Source organism: Myxococcus hansupus (assembly GCF_000280925.3).
Lineage (GTDB): Bacteria > Myxococcota > Myxococcia > Myxococcales > Myxococcaceae > Myxococcus > Myxococcus hansupus.
The window spans coordinates 6,233,164-6,250,792 of the sequence record NZ_CP012109.1 but is presented as its reverse complement, the minus strand read 5'-3'; the positions used below and the strand labels follow the sequence as shown (position 1 = coordinate 6,250,792).

16 protein-coding genes are annotated in these 17,629 nt (G+C 70.3%); 8 read left to right on the top strand and 8 right to left on the bottom strand.

Features of this window, described 5'->3' with window-relative positions; all coding sequences use genetic code 11:
• Positions 1–55: 55 nt before the first annotated feature.
• Both A176_RS24275 and metH read left to right on the top strand, forming a co-directional pair.
• Positions 56–952 carry an ArsR/SmtB family transcription factor gene (locus A176_RS24275; protein WP_002637311.1) on the top strand — a complete coding sequence of 299 codons (897 nt, stop codon included), beginning with the start codon at positions 56–58 and terminating at the stop codon, positions 950–952.
• Entirely contained in the window at positions 949–4,464 is a 3,516-nt protein-coding gene (metH, locus tag A176_RS24270; RefSeq protein ID WP_002637312.1) for a methionine synthase, read from the top strand. The genes A176_RS24275 and metH overlap by 4 nt, the downstream gene beginning before the upstream one ends.
• Before the next feature lie 13 nt (positions 4,465–4,477).
• Here the strand turns inward: metH and A176_RS24265 are convergent, their stop codons facing one another.
• Positions 4,478–5,077, bottom strand: coding sequence for a hypothetical protein (locus tag A176_RS24265; protein ID WP_002637313.1), 600 nt, complete (start codon positions 5,075–5,077; stop codon positions 4,478–4,480).
• Between the two features lie 140 nt (positions 5,078–5,217).
• Between A176_RS24265 and A176_RS24260 the strand changes: the two genes are divergently transcribed.
• A complete protein-coding gene (locus A176_RS24260) occupies positions 5,218–6,309 on the top strand; it encodes a uroporphyrinogen decarboxylase/cobalamine-independent methonine synthase family protein (RefSeq protein WP_002637314.1) in 1,092 nt (363 codons plus the stop codon).
• Positions 6,310–6,316: 7 nt separating this feature from the next.
• Here A176_RS24260 and A176_RS24255 read toward each other — a convergent pair whose 3' ends face one another.
• The 3 genes from A176_RS24255 to A176_RS24245 form a co-directional block, all read right to left on the bottom strand.
• A complete protein-coding gene (locus tag A176_RS24255) occupies positions 6,317–6,538 on the bottom strand; it encodes a DUF2934 domain-containing protein (RefSeq protein ID WP_002637315.1) in 222 nt (73 codons plus the stop codon).
• 153 nt (positions 6,539–6,691) lie between these two features.
• Positions 6,692–7,798 (bottom strand): A/G-specific adenine glycosylase, encoded by a 1,107-nt coding sequence (mutY, locus tag A176_RS24250; protein WP_044890966.1) that lies wholly within the window; start codon positions 7,796–7,798, stop codon positions 6,692–6,694.
• Between the two features lie 554 nt (positions 7,799–8,352).
• Positions 8,353–9,180, bottom strand: a complete 828-nt coding sequence (locus A176_RS24245) for an SDR family oxidoreductase (RefSeq protein WP_002637317.1) — start codon at positions 9,178–9,180, stop codon at positions 8,353–8,355.
• Positions 9,181–9,276: 96 nt separating this feature from the next.
• Between A176_RS24245 and A176_RS24240 the strand changes: the two genes are divergently transcribed.
• The gene (locus tag A176_RS24240) at positions 9,277–10,260 is read left to right on the top strand and encodes a PD-(D/E)XK nuclease family protein (RefSeq protein WP_002637318.1); all 984 of its coding nucleotides are present in this window, start codon (positions 9,277–9,279) and stop codon (positions 10,258–10,260) included.
• Positions 10,261–10,270: 10 nt separating this feature from the next.
• On the opposite strand, the gene A176_RS24235 is transcribed toward A176_RS24240, so the two are convergent.
• Both A176_RS24235 and A176_RS24230 read right to left on the bottom strand, forming a co-directional pair.
• Positions 10,271–11,143 (bottom strand): tRNA threonylcarbamoyladenosine dehydratase, encoded by an 873-nt coding sequence (locus A176_RS24235; RefSeq protein WP_002637319.1) that lies wholly within the window; start codon positions 11,141–11,143, stop codon positions 10,271–10,273.
• Positions 11,144–11,171: 28 nt separating this feature from the next.
• A complete protein-coding gene (locus A176_RS24230; RefSeq protein WP_002637320.1) occupies positions 11,172–11,969 on the bottom strand; it encodes a TatD family hydrolase in 798 nt (265 codons plus the stop codon).
• A 129-nt stretch (positions 11,970–12,098) separates the two neighbouring features.
• Here A176_RS24230 and A176_RS24225 point away from each other — a divergent pair, with 129 nt between their 5' ends.
• Both A176_RS24225 and A176_RS24220 read left to right on the top strand, forming a co-directional pair.
• Entirely contained in the window at positions 12,099–13,586 is a 1,488-nt protein-coding gene (locus tag A176_RS24225) for a TolB family protein (RefSeq protein WP_420811417.1), read from the top strand.
• Between the two features lie 160 nt (positions 13,587–13,746).
• Positions 13,747–13,998, top strand: a complete 252-nt coding sequence (locus A176_RS24220; protein WP_002637322.1) for a hypothetical protein — start codon at positions 13,747–13,749, stop codon at positions 13,996–13,998.
• 60 nt (positions 13,999–14,058) lie between these two features.
• On the opposite strand, the gene A176_RS24215 is transcribed toward A176_RS24220, so the two are convergent.
• Positions 14,059–14,244, bottom strand: a complete 186-nt coding sequence (locus A176_RS24215) for a hypothetical protein (RefSeq protein WP_082282814.1) — start codon at positions 14,242–14,244, stop codon at positions 14,059–14,061.
• Between the two features lie 465 nt (positions 14,245–14,709).
• Here A176_RS24215 and A176_RS24210 point away from each other — a divergent pair, with 465 nt between their 5' ends.
• Both A176_RS24210 and A176_RS24205 read left to right on the top strand, forming a co-directional pair.
• Positions 14,710–15,765, top strand: coding sequence for a zinc ribbon domain-containing protein (locus A176_RS24210; protein ID WP_226993973.1), 1,056 nt, complete (start codon positions 14,710–14,712; stop codon positions 15,763–15,765).
• A gap of 13 nt (positions 15,766–15,778) precedes the next feature.
• Positions 15,779–16,741: a hypothetical protein gene (locus tag A176_RS24205; RefSeq protein ID WP_002637325.1), complete on the top strand. Its 963-nt coding sequence runs from the start codon at positions 15,779–15,781 to the stop codon at positions 16,739–16,741.
• A gap of 253 nt (positions 16,742–16,994) precedes the next feature.
• Here the strand turns inward: A176_RS24205 and A176_RS24200 are convergent, their stop codons facing one another.
• Entirely contained in the window at positions 16,995–17,576 is a 582-nt protein-coding gene (locus A176_RS24200) for a Maf family protein (RefSeq protein WP_002637326.1), read from the bottom strand.
• Positions 17,577–17,629: the final 53 nt, after the last annotated feature.

Genomic DNA, 17,629 nt, shown 5'->3' with positions numbered 1-17,629 from the left:
GCGTCTAGAGAATGCTGGTCTCCACGCTGATATCGACATATGTTGATGCGGCGATATGGAAGAGCTGTCCCAGTCATTCCGGGTCCTGGGTGACCCGACGCGGTTGCGCATCCTCCGCCTGGTGGCCGAGGCGCCGTTGAACGTGACGGAGCTGGTGTCGCTGGTGGGCGTGGCGCAGTCCTCGGTGTCGCACCACCTGGGCAAGCTCAAGGGGCTGGGGTTGCTGCGCGAGGAGCGCCACGCGGGCTACAGCTACTACTCGCTGGCGCTGGGGCAGGCGGACGGGCGCTGGCCGCTCATCCAGATGGCGCGCGAGGCGGAGGACGCGGCGGGGGACTCGGCGCGGCTGAAGGATTTGCTGCGGGCACGCGAGGACCGGCAGGCGCTCAATGAGCGGCTGTTGGAGCCCGGGCAGTCATGGTTCCTGTGGGCCGGCGCGCTGGCCTCGCTGCTGCCCCCGCTGGAGGTCGCGGACTTCGGCTGCGGCACCGGCATGCTGAGCGTGGCCATCGCCCGTTGGGCCCGGCGCGTCTGGGCCATTGACCAGAACGCCGAGGCCTTGGACCAGGCGCGGGAGCGCGCGGGCCGCGAGGGGCTGGAGAACATCCGCTTCCTGGGCGAGGACCTGCACCGCCTGTCGCTCGCGTCCGCCAGCCTGGACCTGGTGGTGATTTCCCAGAGCCTCCACCACGTAGAGGCGCCGCAGGCGGTGCTGGCCGAGGCCGCCCGTCTGCTCAAGCCGGGCGGCCGGCTGGTGGTGTTGGAGTTGATGCCGCACGACGAACGCTGGGTGCTGGAGCGGCTGGGCCACCGGCACCTGGGCTTCGCGCCTGAATCCATCGAGGCCGCGCTGCGCGAGGCCGGCTTCACGTCCCTCACCCGCGAGACACACGCGCGGGACGGGGCCAGTCCCTTTCGAGTCTTCCTGCTCACTGGAGTCAAACCGTCATGACGAGCCATGCCCCCACCACCCTCCCGCTGCCCCCTGGTGAGAATGGCCGTCGCGTGGAGGCGCTGCGCGCGGCCATGCGCGAGCGCGTGCTGGTGCTGGACGGCGCCATGGGCACCTTGCTCCAGGACGCGAACCTCAAGGCGGCGGACTTCGGTGGCCCGGAGTACGAGGGCTGCAACGAGTACCTCGTCATCACCCGGCCGGAGCTGGTGGAGGACATCCACGCGCGCTACTTCGCGGCCGGCGCGGACGTGACGGAGACGGACAGCTTTGGCGGCACGCCGCTGGTGCTGGCGGAGTTCGGCCTGGGCGACAGGGCGCTGGAGCTCAACGAGGCCTCCGCCCGCCTGGCGCGCAACGCCGCCGCCGCCGCCGAGGCGAAGGACGGCCGCATGCGCTGGGTGGCGGGCTCCATTGGTCCCACCACCAAGGCCATCACCGTCACGGGCGGCGTCACCTTCGACGAGCTCGTGGACAACTTCGCCGTGCAGGCCGAGGGGCTGGCCCGGGGCGGCTCGGACTACCTGCTGATTGAAACGGCGCAGGACACCCGCAACGTGAAGGCGGCGCTACTGGGCATCGAGCGTGCGTTCCAGAAGCTGGGGTATGCGCTGCCGGTGGCGGTGTCCGGGACCATCGAGCCCATGGGGACGATGCTGGCCGGGCAGAGCGTGGAGAGCCTGGCCGCGTCGCTGGAGCACGCGGACCTGCTGTACCTGGGCCTCAACTGCGCCACGGGTCCGGACTTCATGACGGACCACCTGCGCTCGCTGGCCGCGATGAGCGCGTTCCCCGTGTCGTGCGTCCCCAACGCGGGCCTGCCGGACGAGAATGGCCTCTACCTGGAGTCGCCGGAGATGCTGGCGCGCTCCGTGCGGCGCTTCTGTGAGCAGGGCTGGCTCAGCGTGGTGGGCGGTTGTTGTGGCACGCACGCGGGGCACATCTCGGCGCTGGCCAAGGCCGTGGAGGGCCTGAAGCCGCGCGACAACGCGCCCACGCCCCGGGCCTCGCTGTCCGGTGTGGACTACCTGGAAGTGACGGACGAGCTGCGCCCCCTCATCGTGGGCGAGCGCACCAACGTCATTGGCAGCAAGAAGTTCAAGGAGCTCATCGTCGCGGGCCAGTTCGACGACGCGTCGGAGATTGCGCGCGCGCAGGTGAAGCGCGGCGCGCAGGTCATCGACATCTGCCTGGCCAACCCGGACCGCGACGAGCTGGAGGACATGCGCAGCTTCCTGGAGGTGGCCATCAAGAAGGTGCGCGTGCCCTTGATGATTGACTCCACCGACGAGCGCGTCATCGAGATGGCGCTCACGTACAGCCAGGGCAAGGCCATCATCAACTCGGTCAACCTGGAGGACGGCGAGGAGCGCTTCGAGAAGGTGGTGCCGCTGGCCCGCCGCTTCGGCGCGGCGCTGGTGGTGGGCTGCATCGACGAGGTGGGCATGGCCGTCACGCGCCAGCGCAAGCTGGAGGTGGCGGAGCGCTCGTACGAACTGCTGACGACGAAGTACGGGATGAAGCCGGAGGACTTGTACTTCGACCCGCTCGTCTTCCCCTGCGCCTCTGGCGACGCGCAGTACACCGGCAGCGGCGTGGAGACGATTGAGGGCGTGCGGCTCATCAAGCAGCGCTTCCCGCGCTGCAAGACGGTGCTGGGCATCTCCAACGTGTCCTTCGGCCTGCCCACCGCGGGCCGCGAGGTGCTCAACTCCGTCTTCCTGTACCACAACGTCCAGGCGGGCCTGGACATGGCGCTGGTGAACTCCGAGAAGCTGGAGCGCTACCCGTCCCTGCCGGAGGAGGAGCGCAAGCTGTCCGAGGACCTCCTCTACAACCGGGGCGCGGACCCGGTGACGCCCTTCGCCGCGCACTTCCGCGAGCGCAAGCCGGCGCGGGTCCTGGTGAGCACGCTGCCCCTGGAGGAGCGCCTCCAGCGCTACATCATCGAGGGGACGCGCGACGGCCTCATCGCGGACCTGGAGCTGGCGATGCAGAAGTACCCGCCGCTGGAAATCATCAACGGGCCGTTGATGAAGGGCATGGACGAGGTGGGCCGTCTCTTCGGCGCCAACGAGCTGATTGTCGCCGAGGTGCTCCAGAGCGCCGAGTCCATGAAGGCGGCGGTGGGCTTCCTGGAGCCGCACATGAGCCAGTCCCAGGCGGCCCTGCGCGGCAAGGTGGTGCTCGCCACGGTGAAGGGCGATGTGCACGACATCGGCAAGAACCTGGTGGAAATCATCCTGGCCAACAACGGCTTCAAGGTGGTGAACCTGGGCATCAAGGTGCCGCCCGAGCAGTTGGTGCAGGCCGTGCGCGAGCACCAGCCGGACATCCTCGGCCTGTCGGGCCTCTTGGTGAAGAGCGCGCACCAGATGGTGGCCACCGCGGAGGACCTGCGGCGCGCGGGCGTGGAGACGCCCATCCTCGTGGGCGGCGCGGCGCTCAGCCGCAACTTCGTGGACCGCAACATCGCTCCGGCCTACGGCGGCGGCACCGTGGCCTACGCGCAGGACGCGATGAACGGCCTGGACCTGGCCAAGCAGATTGTCGACCCGGCCTCGCACGAGAAGCTCCGGGGCGATCTGGCCGTGCGCCGCGAGAAGCTCGCGCGGGAGGTGAAGGAGCGGCCGGCTCCGGCGGCGCAGGTGTCGCGCGGGCGCAGCGCGGAGGTGAAGGTGCTCGACACCGTCCCGTCCGCCCCGGACTGGGAGCGCCACGTGTTGTCCAACACGCCGCTGGACCACATCTGGCGCTTCATCAACCCGGTGATGTTGTACGGCCGCCACCTGGGTCTGCGCTCCTCGTCGCGCGTGCTGGGCACGCCGGGCGAGGCGGAGCTGGCGAAGACGGAGGAGGGCCGCAAGGCGCTGGCGCTGAAGGAGGCGGTGGAGGAGCTGAAGGGCTTCCTTCGCGGCGGCGTCATGCAGGCGCGCGCGGTGTTCCAGTTCTACAAGGCGGGCAGTGACGGCAACCGGGTGGTGCTGTTCGACGGCGCCTCGGGCAGGGAGGCCGCGTCCTTCGATTTCCCGCGCCAGGACCGGGAAGGAGGGCTGTGCCTCTCCGACTACCTGCGCCCGCTGGAGGGCGGCGCGCCCACGGACAACGTGGCCATGTTCGTCGTCACCGCGGGCGCCGGCATCCGCGAGCTGGCCGAGGAGCTCAAGGCCAAGGGCGAGTTCCTGAAGATGCACGCGGTGCAGGCCCTGGCGCTGGAGACGGCCGAGGGCTACGCGGAGATGCTGCACACGCAGTTGCGCAGCATGTGGGGCACGCCGGACCGGCCGGACATGACGATGCTGGAGCGCTTCCGCGCGGAGTACTCGGGCAAGCGCTACTCCTTCGGCTACCCGGCGTGTCCGCGGTTGGAGGACCAGTCGAAGCTGTTCACCGCGCTGCGGCCGGAGGACATCGGCGTGCAGCTCACCGACGGTTCCATGATGGAGCCGGAGGCCTCGGTGTCCGCCATCGTCTTCCACCACCCGCAGGCGTCGTACTTCTCCGTGACGTGAGGGCGGGCGCGGCTCAGAAGCGCATGCCCAGACTGAGGTCACCGCTGAAGAGGTTGCCCACGTCGGCGCTCGTGGGCGCGAAGTCCCGGGCCACCAGTACGCGGTAGGTGGCGCGCAGGCCGGCGGTGACGCCGCTGTACCGGTACTCGAGTCCGGCGGCGAGCGGCACCTCCGCGCCCCATCCCTTCTCGAAGGCGGTGCCCACGTCCATGGGCGTGGGGTGGAAGTAGCTGACGCCCGCGCCCGCGCCGACGAAGGGCTTCCACTGGGAGAAGAGCGTCGGACCCACCTTCGCCAGCACGCCGCCGTTGTGCCGCCACAGCGTGCCGCGCCGGGGCTCCGCGTAGCCGTTGGCGGAGCCCTCGTAGCCGACTTCCAGGCCCACGGCGGTGATGACGGGGATTTCACCCACGAGGGCCAGGAACGTGCCCACGCCCGTCTCCTCGCCCACGTTGCCGGACCAGGCCGTCACGCCGCTGCGCACCGTCAGGCCCGCGGCCCCGAAGCCCGGGGCAGGCTGCGCCTTGACGCGAGGTGTCGCCGCGAGAGCAGGGCCGGCGACCAACGCCGCCGCCAGGGTCCCTGTTCTCCACCATCCCATCCGCCTGTCCATCACCGCCCCCTCCCATGTCCGCCGGGGTGCTCTCCGGTTCTTGGGTGGAACGTTGTTGCCGGACAGGAAGGTCGGGAACCCGGCGCGTCAGGGATGGGCAGGCACACCCCCGGCAGCGAGGAGCGGGTAGAGTCCGCGCCATGAGCGCGCCGAACATCCGTCGAGCCGTCCAGTTGCTGCCTGCCTGCGCCACCACCGGAATCGGGAGCCTGCCGCACACGCAAGTGGAGCTGGGGCTTCAGGCCGCGTTGGCCCTGGACATCCCGTTCCTGCCGCAGCTTCCCGTGGGCAAGCCCTCGGAGCTGATGATTCCCGCGGCCCTGGAGGGACTGCCGGGCCTGTCCTTCGACGATGAAGGCCTGTGCACCGTCGACCTCGCGGCGTGGCAGGCGGGGCGTCCGGCCTTCGAGGCCCGGTTGGAAGCGGCGTTCCAGGCGGGGAAGTTCGAGTCCTTCGAGCCCTCACCCGAGGCCTGCCGCGCGTGGCGCCCCTTCTTGTGGGAAGTGGAGACGCGGAAGCTGGCCTTCGCCAAGGCGCAGCTCGCGGGGCCCTTCACGGTGCGTTCGGTGGCGCGCACGACGGACGGCCAGCCCGCGCTGGACGTGCCGGGCCTGGACGAGGCGATGTTCCGCCTGTCGCTGGCGCGCTCATTGGCCATGGTGAAGGCGCTGCGCCGCGCGGGCACCACGCCGCTCTTCTATCTGGATGAGCCCGGGCTCTACGCGCTCCAGCGGACGAATCCGCGCCACCTGATTGCGATGCAGGAGCTGAAGCTGCTGGTGGTGGCCCTGCAGCGCGAAGGCGCGTTGGTGGGGCTGCACTGCTGCGGCAACACGGACTGGGCGGCGTTGCTGGATGTCCAGCCGGACCTGCTCTCGTTGGACGTGCGGCTGTCGCTGGATGCCATGGTGGAGTCGAGCGCCGCGCTGGAGCGCTTCCTCGCGTCGGGCGCGACGCTGAGCCTGGGCATCATCCCCACGGACCTGGCGTCCGCGTACGAAGTGGGGGAGCTGGTGGATTCGGTGGAGGCCACGTTGAAGGCGGCGCTGCCTCGCGGCTTCACCTTCGCGCAGGTGGTGTCCACCGTGGTGCTGACGCCCGCGTGCGGTCTCGCGATGCGCTCGGTGGGCGACGCCGAGCGCATCCTGGAGGAGTTGAAGGCGGCGCAGCGTCGGCTCCGAGGGGCGCTCTCCGCTGAGCGGCCCCCCGTCGGCGCCACGAACCCCCACTGACCGGGCGCTACTGACGGCCGAGCCGCAGCTCGCGCTCGGCCTGGAACCAGTCCTGCTCGGAGCTTCCGTGCGTGCCGCCCCGCGCGAGGAAGATTTCATAGGCCCTGCGGGCGATCTGCTCGTTCGTCGGACTCGGGCGGGACTCCGGGGCCCGAGGCTTGACGTCGGCGGACGCGGCCGGCGCCTTCTTGGCCGGGCTGGTTTGCTTGTTGGCGTTGTGGCGAGCCATGCGCGGATTCCTCCATGGAAGGGGTCCGCGGACATTGAGTCGCCTCGTCTCCGGATGAAACCGGCACGGGTCCCCCCGGGTTGTCAGTCCGACAGGAGGACTGGCTTCCTGTCGGACGGAGGACAGGGCACGTGCGGGGTTGCCGCGAGGCGCTCAGCCGCCTGCAAGCACTCCCGCGCCAAGCGCGGCGTCGAGCGCTCGCTGCATGGCCGTGCTCATGCCCAGCGCTTCGGCGTCCTTGTCGCTGCACCACCGCAGCTCCTGGAACGCATCGCAGCGGGAGGGCCTGTGCGGGCCTGAGACGCGCAGCAGCCGCAGCGTGAGGTCGCGGTGGGTGAGCTGTCGTTTCACCGTGCCCAGTGCGCCTTCCAGTTTCACGTCCACGCCGAGCGCCGCGGCGAGCCGGGCACGGGCCTCTGCGTCCGTCGCGTCTTCGGAGACCTCCGCGGCGGGGAGTTCCCACAGGCCGCCGAAGAGACCCGCGTCCGCGCGGCGCGCGAAGAGGAGGGTGCCGGCGTGAGGCCACACGGCGACGGCCAGCGTCAGCTTCTTGGGGGTGGCGCGCACCTTGGCCGGTGGGAGCTCGTCCACGCGGCCCTTGCGGAAGGCGACGCAGGCTCCGCGCACGGGGCACAGGAGGCACAGCGGATTCTCGGGCCGGCACGTGGTGGCGCCGTGCTCCATGAGGGCCTGATTGAGGTCACCCGGCCGCTCGCCCTTCACCAGCGCGGTGGCGAGCGCCCACAGCGTGGCCTCGCGCTGTCGGTCTCCGGGGAGGCCTTCGACCTCGAAGATGCGAGACAGGACCCGGGCGACGTTGCCGTCCACCAGGGGCGCTTCCTCTCCGAAGGCGATGGATGCCACCGCGCCGGCGGTGTAGCGGCCGAAGCCGGGCAGGCCGAGCAGCTCCTCCGCGGTGGAGGGCAGGGTGCCGCCGAAGCGCGCGACGACTTCCTGCGCGGCGCGGTGCAGGTTGCGAGCGCGCGTGTAGTAGCCCAGGCCCTTCCAGCCCGAGAGCACGTCGTCCAGCGGGGCTGACGCCAGCGCGCGCGCCGTGGGGAATCGCTTGAGGAAGCGCTCCCAGTAGGGAATCACCGTCGACACCTGGGTCTGCTGGAGCATGACCTCGCTCAGCCAGATGGCGTACGGGTCCTTGGTGCGGCGCCACGGCAGGTCGCGCTTGTTCCGGTCGTACCAGCCCAGCAGCGGCGCGCGCACGCTGGCGAGGTGCTCGGGCGTGGGTGACACGGTGGCCACCAACGGAGGCGCCGGTGGCCGTCCCGCGCGGGGCTTCCGAGCCGGAGGCACCTCTGCCGGTGCGGCGCTCGTGGCCGCTGCCTCGCCATTGATGCGGGTGCGCTCCGCGCGAGGCTTCCGTGCAGGGGCTTCGGTCGGCGAGCCGCTCATGTCCGCTGGCGCGTCATCAGCGGTGGTGCGCTTCGCGCGGAGCTTCCGTGCAGGAGCTTCGGTCGTCGAGCCGCTCATGTCCGCTGGCGCGGCACCCTCGGTGGTGTGCTTCGCGCGGAGCTTCCGTGCAGGAGCTTCGGTCGTCGAGCCGCTCATGACCGCTGGCGCGTCACCCTCGGTGGTGCGCTTCGCGCGGGGCTTCCGTGCAGGGACTTCGGTCGGCGAGCCGCTCATGTCCGCTGGCGCGTCATCAGCGGCGGTACGCTTCGCGCGGGGCTTCCTTGCCACGGCGTCGTCGGATGGCGGCGCCGCGTTCGCTGCTTCCCGAGGCGGCCGGCCTCGGCGCTTCGACATCGGCGCGGCGTCAGCAGCATCTGGGGACGTCTTCACGCGGGGACTGCGGGAGGTCATGAACGCTTCTTCTTCATTTCAGCCGCCATGCGGCGGGCGACACGGTCGAACAGGGCAGGGGCCCACCGGTTCGCGAGCACCATCGCGCGGCCAGACAGCGTGAGCACCGTATCCCGGTGCCCCCGCCGGCTCGCGCGGACCATGGCGTCGGCGACCTCCTCGGCGGACATGGCCTTCAACGGAATGGCGTCCTGCTTCCAGCCCTCCGCGTTGAGGCGGTTCTCACGGAAGTCGCTCTCGGTGAAGCCGGGCGACACGAGCAGCACCCGGATGCCCTCCGAGGCGAGCTCCGCGCGAAGCGACTCCGTCATCACATTCACCGCGGCCTTGGATGCGCAATAGGCCCCAAGCAACGGAAGCCCTCGGTAGCCCAGCACCGAGCTGACATTGACCACCTGCGCGCCACGCCGCTTGCGCAGCAGGGGCAGGGCCGCCTGCGTCATCCGCCACAGGCTGACGACGTTCAGCTCGAACACCTGTCGAAGCTGCGCCTCGCTCATGGCCTCCAGCGGTCCGTACGTTCCCCGGCCCGCGTTGTTGACGAGCACGTCCAGCCCACCGAATGCGGCATCGACCTCCGCCACCAGCCGCGCCACGTCGTCGCCCACCGTCACGTCGCACCGCACGGGCAGTGCCCTCACGCCCAGTGACGACACTTCACGGGCCGCGTCCTCGAGCTCCGTCTGACGCCGGGCGGCCAGGACGACATCCGCGCCCGCCGCCGCGTAGGCCTTCGCCGCCGCCCTGCCAATGCCTCCGGAAGCCCCCGTGATGAGGACCACCCGGCCCTTGAAGGGTTGGGTTTTCATGCCGGCGCGCACCATACCTTCTCGGTTGCTTGACGGGATTGTCTTTCAACGACCAGCGGGGGCCTGTTTCCTCGCCCGTTCCCCTTCTGGTGGAGCGGGCGAACGCCTAGGATGCGCGCCTTCATGCGGCGCCCCCCTCTCAGCAATGACTTCTCCTGGTCCAAGAGCCGCCACGAGAAGTTCTCCGAGTGCCTTCGTGCGTACTACCTCTACTACTACCGCTCCTGGGGCGGCTGGGAGGTGGACGCGCCCAAGGACGTGCGCGAACTGTACGTGCTGAAGAAGCTGGGCAACCGCTACACGTGGGCCGGCAGCGTGGTGCACGAGAGCATCAAGGACGTGTTGCTCGACTGGCGCGCCGGCCGCAAGGTGGACCCGGCGGCGGTGGAGGCGCGCACGCGCAAGTTGATGCAGGACGACTTCCGGCACTCGCGCTCGAAGAACTACTGGTCGCAGAAGTACCGCAAGCAGTTCACCGGCCTGGTGGAGCACGAGTACGCGGAGCCCGTGCCGGACGAGGCGTGGAAGCAGAACTGGGAGACGGTGCGCTCCGCGCTGTCCTGGTTCTTCTCCTCGCGCTGGAAGGACCTGGCTCTGAGCCTCAAGCCCGAGCAGTGGCTGGAGGTCGACGCGGGCTTCGACTTCGCCCACTTCACCCTGGACGGCCTCAAGGTCTTCGCGATTCCCGACTTCGCCTTCGTGGACGCGGACGGCACGCCGGTGGTGGTGGACTGGAAGACGGGCAAGTCGCGCGAAGGGTACGACGAGCAGGTGCTCGGCTACGCGCTCTACGTGGCGCAGCGCTACCGCTTCCCGGTGGAGAAGGTGCGCGCCTCGCTCGTGTACCTCAACGAGGGCAAGGAGCAGGAAGTCACCGTGAATCCGGAGGCCATGGCCTCCTTCCGTCAGTACTTCGAGCAGAGCGTGGCGAAGATGCGCTCGCTGCTGAAGGACCCGGCCACGAACACGCCACTGGACGCGTCCGCCTTTCCGCCCACGGAGACGCTGACGTCCTGCGCGCGGTGTGTCTTCCGCCGTCCCTGCGGACGCGAGGGCGCCGCGGCCGAAGCGCTTCGGCCGCAGCAGGTGGCGTGACGCGCGGGGCCTAGCGGGCCGACGCGAGCCGCCGCACCACCACGCCCGCCGCGTTCATCCCGAAGCAGGACGTGACGAAGGCCACGCTGCCGTCAATCTGCGTGCGGTGGTCGCAGGTGTGGAACTCGTTGTCATTCGGGCACACGCAGAGGAAGCCGTCGGTGGCGTCGTCGTACTGGAGCGTCACCGGCAGGCGCCGCGCTTCAATGGAGTACACGGCGGTGATGCCCGTGTGCTTGTCCGTCTCCACCGCGTACTTGCGCTTGAGCAGCTTGCGGATGTCCTTGGCGAAGGGGTCCATGTGCGTCTCGGACAGGTCCTCCACGCGGATGGCGGTGGGGTCCAGCCGGCCCGCGGCGCCCATGGAGCTGACCACCGGAATGCCCAGCGTCACGCAGCGGTGGAGCAGGTGCAGCTTCGCCTTCACGTTGTCGATGGCGTCCACCACGAAGTCGTACTGGCCGGCCTGGAGCATCTGCTCGGCCACGTCCGCGCGGTAGAACTCACGCACTGCCTCCACCTTCGCCGCCGGATTGATTTCCTGGCAGCGCTGCCCCATCAGCTCCGCCTTGGGCTTGCCCACGGCCTTCACCGTCGCGTGGAGCTGGCGGTTGGTGTTGGTGACGCACACGTCGTCATGGTCCACCAGCGTCAGGTGGCCAATGCCGCTGCGCACCAGGCCCTCGGCCGCGAAGCTGCCCACGCCACCCAGGCCGAACACCACCACGCGCGCGTTGGCCAGTCGCTCCATCGCGGAGTCGCCCAGCAGGCGGCCGGTCCGGTCGAAGCGGCGGGAAAGCTTGAAGGGACGGGCGAGCGAGTCGGGGGCGACGGGGGGCGTCTCACTCTGGGAAGCGGGGGCGGGGAGCGGCTGCGGGTTCATGGCGGTCCTCTATAACGCGACCGCTCGCCTACCGCGAAGGCGCGGGGAAAGCTTCCCGGAAGAAGCGGCGGGCATTCTCGGTCGTTTGCCGGGCGACCTCCTCGACGGGCTCCCCCCGGACCCGGGCCATGCCTTCAATGATGTGGGGAAGGTACCCCGGCTCGGAGCGGGTCCCCCGGTGGGGGGTGGGCGCCTGGTCCGGGGCGTCCGTCTCCGCCATCAGCCGCTCCAGGGGGATGGCCCTCAGCGCGTCCAGCGGCTTGCGGGCCTCCGCCCAGGTGACGGGGCCCGCGAAGGAGAAGTGGCAGCCCTTCTGGAGATAGAAGCGCGCCAGCTCCACGCCGCCGCTGTAGCTGTGCATGAGCAGGCCGGCCTCAGGCAGGGGCTCCTCCTTGAGCAGGTCGATGAGCGCCGGGTGCAGCCGGTGGCAGTGCATCAGGACGGGCAGGCCGTGCTTTCGCGCCAGCGCGAGGTGCCGCTTCAGCACCGACACCTGCCGCTCCAGCGGGGCCCCCGGGAGGCTGGGGCCATCCAACCCGCACTCACCCACCGCCGCCGCGCCGCCTCGTGAAAGCAACGCATCCAGGTGCTCCATCACCGCGTCGTCCTCTTCAGGCGGCATGTCGGGCAGCAGTTGGGGGTGGATGCCCAGGCCCACCTGGAGGCGTGGCTCCTGACGGGACATCTCCAACAAGGGCTCCCAGTCATGCGGTCCGACGCCAGGAATCACGATGCCGTGGAGTCCCGCGGCCCACGCGCGTGAGAGGACTTCGTTCCGGTCGGGGTCGAACCGCGTCGCATCCAAGTGGCAGTGGGTGTCTATCATTGAGCAGGCTCCTCTCTTGGGGCGTTCAATCAGGAACACGCAGCGCGGACCTGGACCACAGGGTAAGCACGTCTGGAAAGCCTGACGGTATACGCGCCTTCTGAGGTTCTTCGGAGGGTCTCTATGACCATGCGTGTCGTTGTCAGCGCGCTGTGCGGCGCATTGTTGGTGCTGTCGACGGGGTGCGGTGACGAGTGTGTCGATCAATTCGACTGCCGCCGCGAGAATGGTGAGGCTCCCGCGGGTCAGGAGTGGACGTGTCGCTTGGGCAAGTGCGAGCTGCGCAACTCCCAGCCGCCGCCCGAGGAGGATGCCGGAATGGAGGAGGACGCGGGCACGGAGGAAGACGCCGGTATGGAAGAGGACGCGGGCACCGAGCCTGACGCGGGCACCGAGCCCGACGCGGGCTCCGACGCCGGCACGGTGGTCATCGGCACGGGCGCCAAGGGTGATGCCTGCACCAGCTCGGCGGACTGCGCCGCGGGCTTGCGCTGTGAGATGATGGCCGAGGCGATGACGTGTCAATCGCTGCACGTGGCCTTCACGGCCATGGACGACAGCGACGCGATGGCGGCCGTGGTGACGCGCTTCGACGAGCCAGAGCCCACGCGCCTGTCGGATGCCGCGGTGAACAGCCGCTACCCCCGCTGGAACCCGATGGGTTCGCGCATCGCGTTCGTCCAGGGTGCCACCGAGACGGGCACCTCGGAGGGCAACCTCGCCGGTGAGCTGGTGGTGCGCGACATTCCGCTCGCCGCCGCGGCGCCCACGGTGCTCGCCAACGGCACCACGGGCAGCACCGAGGGCTTCCTCTACCTGGAGTGGGAGCCGGGTGACTCGCTCCTGTATGTGCGCCGCGCGGGTGACAGCATCTCGGGCATCTCCCGCGTGCTGCCCGAAGGCGGCCCGGTGGAGCAGGCCACCGCGCAGGGCACGTTCCCGGACTGGCGCAACGGCAACACCTTCGCGTTCAGCACCTCCTCCGTGGGCCTGTCGACGACCACCGTGGGTGGCACGCCCGCGCCGCTGGCCCTCGCCGGCCCCACGGCGGAGCAGCCGCACTACAACCGCGTCAACGACCAGCTCCTGTTCCTGCGGCCGGACGAGACGCGACCGGTGGGGCTGAACGCCGCGCTCTACATCGTCCCGGTGGGCGGCGCCGCCGTGCAGACGATTGCCGAGGCGACCTCGGTGCCCGGCGAGGAGGGGTCCGTGGACTCGTACATCGCCAACCCCAACTGGGCCCCGGACGGCAGTTGGGTGGCGTATGTCCGCGCCTACTTCTTCAACCCCACGACGGGCGAGCCGGTGCTGTGCGGTGCCGGCACGTCGCCCTGCGCGGGAGACCCGGGCAACATCATCTTCCTGCGCCGCATCAACCCTGCGGACGGCGCGCCCATGGAGGCTGAAGTCAGCTTCGCGGAGGGCGCCACGCTGCCCTCGTTCTCTCCGGATGGGCACCACGTGGCCTATGTCCAGGGTGGCCAGCTCTACGTCCAGCAGATTGATCCGGTGGCCGGCACGAAGGTGGGCGACCCCATTGTCCACCCGGTGGGGGACTACACCCTGCAGACGTCTCGCGGCGACGACCACCGTCCGCGCTGGCAGCCCCGGTAGTCGCGGTTCGCTGACGGTGTGAGGCTCCTGGCCCGCGTCTCCCTGGGGAGGCGCGGGCCTTCGTTTGTCCACGGGGGAGGACGCCGTCTTGCCTCCCCGCGGGAAGCGACGTAGGCAGGGCGCCCCTGGCCCACCCCTGGGCCCTTCCCGGAGGATTCGCATGAAGCGCTACCTGTCACCTGGCTTCCTGCTTTTCGCCGCCTGTGCCACCGCGCCGGTTCACCCGCTCGAGACGGGGAATGGACGCACCGTGGCCGGGGAGCCGCGCGAGCTGGCCGCACCTGTGCGCCTGGAGACGCGCTCCGGCACCTTCCTGGTGCATCCCAACAACGTGGAAGACTTCGGGAAGCTGCTCGCGGGAGAACCCACGCGGCAGCACTACACGGCGGGAATCCTGCTGGCCGGAGAGTGACGGCCACGCCGGGCGTGACGCCTCACGCGTGTCACCCGCTGGGAGCGCGTGGAGACGCGCTCAACCGACGACGACGATGCGCCGCCCCAGCGCCCGGGTCATCTGCGGCGAGGTGAGCTGCTCCATGACGTCGGACAGCTCGCCGCCGGACGTCTCGAAGGCCGCCGCGATGACCTCGCCCACCGTCAGGTGGACCTTGCCCGCCGCCGCGCGGGCCCGCTGCGCCGTCCACCGCAGTGCGGGCATCACCCGCCGGCCCTGCCTGGGAACCGCACTTCTGCTTCGTGTCGTCCGCTTGCCCATGGTTCCTCCCTCGCTTCGACCTGCGCGGGTGAGTACACCGTGGGTCTGACATCATGCAGTTGGGGTGCCAGCCGTCCGCCTACCCGCCTGGTGGGACATGGACACCTGTTTCCCTGGCAGAAAGCGGGGTTAAGCGGACAAGACGCTCGCTGGGTTCACGGCCCTGCCTGGGTATGAATCGTTTCATCGAGCGATTTCGCTCACGCTGAGCGCGAACTCGACGTTTCGTTCAATGCCCCGTTTCGTCACGTGGCTTACAATTCTTGGCACCTAGGTCCAATCTGACCTCGATGTCAGAGGCGTGTCTTCCCGCCCAGAGCCGCCTTTCCAGGTGGAAAGCCCGTAGGTCGTGACACGAATGTCGCGGCCTCGTAGGCAGCGCGGGCAGTGCGGTATACGCCGGGAGTCATGCCCCAGACTCTTTGCCCGAACTGCGGCCACAGTCCTATTGCGCGCGGCGCCACCGCGTGTCCCCGGTGCCGTGAGCCGTTCGACCATCTCCAATCCCACAAGAAGGTGGGCCGGATGCGGCTGGACCGGCCCATGGTGGAGGCGGACGACGACGCGACGGTGTTCGGTGGCGACCTGGTCACCAGCGCGGTGTCCGCCCATCCGGGCCCGGCGGCGGGCGTGCTCCTGGCCAGCGCGGCGGCGTGGTTCGTCCGCGCGGCGGGCCTGGTGGGCACGCTGGAGGACCCGCAGTGGACGTACGGCCTGGTGGGGCTCGACGCGGTGCTCGCGCTGGTGCTGGTGCTCAACCGGGGCCCCGCCAAGGGCCTGGCGCAGGTGGGCGTGGTGGCGCAGCTCCTGGCCACGGCGTGGCTGGCGCGGGAAGCGCCGCTGGCGCCTGTTCATCTGGCGTACGTCATCCTCGGGGTGCTGGCGCTGACCATGGTGGTGGGCGAGCCGGGGCCCACGCGGCGCTACCTGGGCCTGGGGTTGGGGCTGGGCGCGGCGGTGGCGTCGGCCGGACTGTTGGCGCTGCCCATGGCCGGTGGCTCGGGGGCGGGGGCGCGGCAGTCGCTGGTGGGCAACGAGCTGGGCTACCGCCTGGAGCTGCCCGCGGGCTGGGGGCGGATGACGCGTGAGCAGCTCGCGCCGCACCTGGTGCTGCCCGCGTCCACGTTGCATGGCGGCGCCGTGGGCTTCGGCGACGCGGCGCAGGGGCGCTATGGCCTGCTGTGGGTGGAGCGTGGCGCGGGCAAGGGGGCGGGGTGCAAGGGCCTGCTCCAGGCGCTGCGTGGCACCCTGGGTGAGGCCCTCTCCCTGCCGGCGCCTCCGGCCCTGGGGGCCAAGGCCACCGTCAACATGTTGACGACGCAGGGAGGCGCGCAGGGCACGCTGGGCTGCGGGGTGTTGGCGGACGGGCGGCTCGTGGGGCTGGCGGTGGTGGCGCCTCCGTCGGTGGGGGTGGTGGACGAAGCGGCCTTCTCGGCGGTGGGCGCGGGACTCGCGTTGCAGTAAGGGGCTCGGACCCATGAACGTCCAGGTTCTCTTCCACGATAGCTGCTTCGACGGCGCCGCCAGCGCGGCCGTGTTCTCCCGCTTCTACCGGGAGCGCATCCGTCCGGACGTGGCCTTCCGGTACCTCGGCCTGAACCACAAGCCGGGCGCGGAGGGTATCGACCCGGCCGTGTTCACCGGCGATGAGAACGTCATCGTCGACTTCCGGTACAGCCAGGACGCGCGGCTCACGTGGTGGTTCGACCACCACGCCTCCGCCTTCCAGCAGCCGGGGGATGAGGCGCACTTCCGCGCGGACACCAGTGGCCGCAAGTTCCACGACGGGCACCGCAAGAGCTGCACGAAGTACCTGGCGGACGTGGCTGGCGAGCGCTTCGGCTGGGATGCCGCGCCCATGGCGGAGCTCATCCACTGGGCGGAAATCATCGACGGCGCGCAGTTCCCGTCGCCGCAGATGGCCGTGGCGCTGGAGGAGCCCGCGCTGCGCATCATGACGGTGCTGGAGGCGAACAAGGACCCGGCGCTCATCCCCGAGGTCATCCGCCGCATGCAGACCGAGTCGCTGGCGGACATCGCGGCCTCGCCGCTCATCGCCGGTCCGCTCGCGCCGCTGCTGGAGCGCCACCAGTCGAACATCGAACTGGTGCGCACGCACGCCCGCTACGAGCGCGGCGTCGTGTTCTTCGACCTCGTGGACCAGGGCGTGGACAGCCTCAACAAGTTCATCGCCTACGCGCTCTATCCGGACGCGCGTTACACGCTGTGGGTGGGGAAGGGCGCCTCGCGCGCGAAGGTCTCCATCGGCTCCAACCCGTGGAAGCCGGAGACGCGGCGGCATGACCTGTCCGCCATCGCCGGGCGCTACGGCGGCGGTGGGCATCCGGTGGTGGCCGCCGTGAGCTTCAAGGCGGACCAGGCTGACAAGGCCCGCGCGGCCTACGCGGAGATTCTCGCGGAGCTGTCCTCCGACGCGTGAGGTGGCTGGCTGACGTGGCCCGCCGTGCACGGCGGACGCCACGCCGGCGGGGCCTGGGTCGCGCAGCCTGCGAGGGGACGCGTTGGCCGCGCCCGGCTCATCGAGAGCACGGGCGCACCTTTCAGGGACTCGGGCTCAGGGCCTGATGGCGTGGCGCCCGTCGGCGCACGGGCTCACCTTTCAGGCGCTCGGGCTCAGTGCCTGAGGGTGTGGCGCCCGTAGGCGCACGGCCTGCCCCGGTGCGAGCAGGGGCTCAGCGGCGCTCGAAGAAGCGGAAGCCCGCGCTCCGCAGCAGCCGCACCACCGTCACCATCGGCAGGCCTTGCACGTTGGAGCGGTCGCCCTCGAGCCGCTCCAGCAATGCCTGGCCGGCGCTCTCCACGCGGTAGCTGCCGCAGCAACCCACCCACTCATCCAAGTCCAGGTACCGCTCCAGCTCCTCCGCGCTCAGTGCGTAGAAGCCAAGCCGCGCCGTCTCCACCGCCTCGTGTACCTGCCCATCGGGGCCCACCAGGCACACCCCGGTGTGGATGGCGTGCGTGTGTCCCAGCAGCTTGCCGAGCTGCTCGCGCGCAGCGTTCCGGTCCTGGGGCTTGGAGAGAATCTCCCCCGCCACCTCGACGAGCTGGTCCGCGCCCAGCACCCACGCCTCCGGGTGCCGCTGGTGCACCGCGCGGGCCTTGCGCGAGGCCAGCTCCCGCACGGCGTCCTCCGCCGACAGGTGAGGGGACACCACCTCGTCCACGCCGGGGGCCTCCGCGCGGTAGGGCAGGCCCAGGCCGTCCATCAGGGCACGCCGGGCGCTCGACGTGGATGCCAGAATCAATTCGCTCATGGGGCGGGCAACCTAATGCAGTGCGGGGGAATGTGGGTCGTGTGAGCAGGCGG

Excerpts from the sequence above, each read along its gene's own strand:
- A176_RS24265 (WP_002637313.1), bottom strand. The coding sequence starts at position 5,077 with ATGGACAGGCGGATGGGATGGTGGAGAACAGGGACCCTGGCGGCGGCG.
- A176_RS24275 (WP_002637311.1), top strand. The coding sequence starts at position 56 with ATGGAAGAGCTGTCCCAGTCATTCCGGGTCCTGGGTGACCCGACGCGG.
- A176_RS24220 (WP_002637322.1), top strand. The coding sequence starts at position 13,747 with ATGAAGCGCTACCTGTCACCTGGCTTCCTGCTTTTCGCCGCCTGTGCC.
- A176_RS24235 (WP_002637319.1), bottom strand. The coding sequence starts at position 11,143 with ATGAACCCGCAGCCGCTCCCCGCCCCCGCTTCCCAGAGTGAGACGCCC.
- A176_RS24255 (WP_002637315.1), bottom strand. The coding sequence starts at position 6,538 with ATGGCTCGCCACAACGCCAACAAGCAAACCAGCCCGGCCAAGAAGGCG.
- A176_RS24230 (WP_002637320.1), bottom strand. The coding sequence starts at position 11,969 with ATGATAGACACCCACTGCCACTTGGATGCGACGCGGTTCGACCCCGAC.
- A176_RS24225 (WP_420811417.1), top strand. The coding sequence starts at position 12,099 with ATGCGTGTCGTTGTCAGCGCGCTGTGCGGCGCATTGTTGGTGCTGTCG.
- A176_RS24240 (WP_002637318.1), top strand. The coding sequence starts at position 9,277 with ATGCGCGCCTTCATGCGGCGCCCCCCTCTCAGCAATGACTTCTCCTGG.
- A176_RS24260 (WP_002637314.1), top strand. The coding sequence starts at position 5,218 with ATGAGCGCGCCGAACATCCGTCGAGCCGTCCAGTTGCTGCCTGCCTGC.
- A176_RS24215 (WP_082282814.1), bottom strand. The coding sequence starts at position 14,244 with ATGCCCGCACTGCGGTGGACGGCGCAGCGGGCCCGCGCGGCGGCGGGC.
- A176_RS24210 (WP_226993973.1), top strand. The coding sequence starts at position 14,710 with ATGCCCCAGACTCTTTGCCCGAACTGCGGCCACAGTCCTATTGCGCGC.
- A176_RS24205 (WP_002637325.1), top strand. The coding sequence starts at position 15,779 with ATGAACGTCCAGGTTCTCTTCCACGATAGCTGCTTCGACGGCGCCGCC.
- A176_RS24200 (WP_002637326.1), bottom strand. The coding sequence starts at position 17,576 with ATGAGCGAATTGATTCTGGCATCCACGTCGAGCGCCCGGCGTGCCCTG.
- metH (WP_002637312.1), top strand. The coding sequence starts at position 949 with ATGACGAGCCATGCCCCCACCACCCTCCCGCTGCCCCCTGGTGAGAAT.
- A176_RS24245 (WP_002637317.1), bottom strand. The coding sequence starts at position 9,180 with ATGGTGCGCGCCGGCATGAAAACCCAACCCTTCAAGGGCCGGGTGGTC.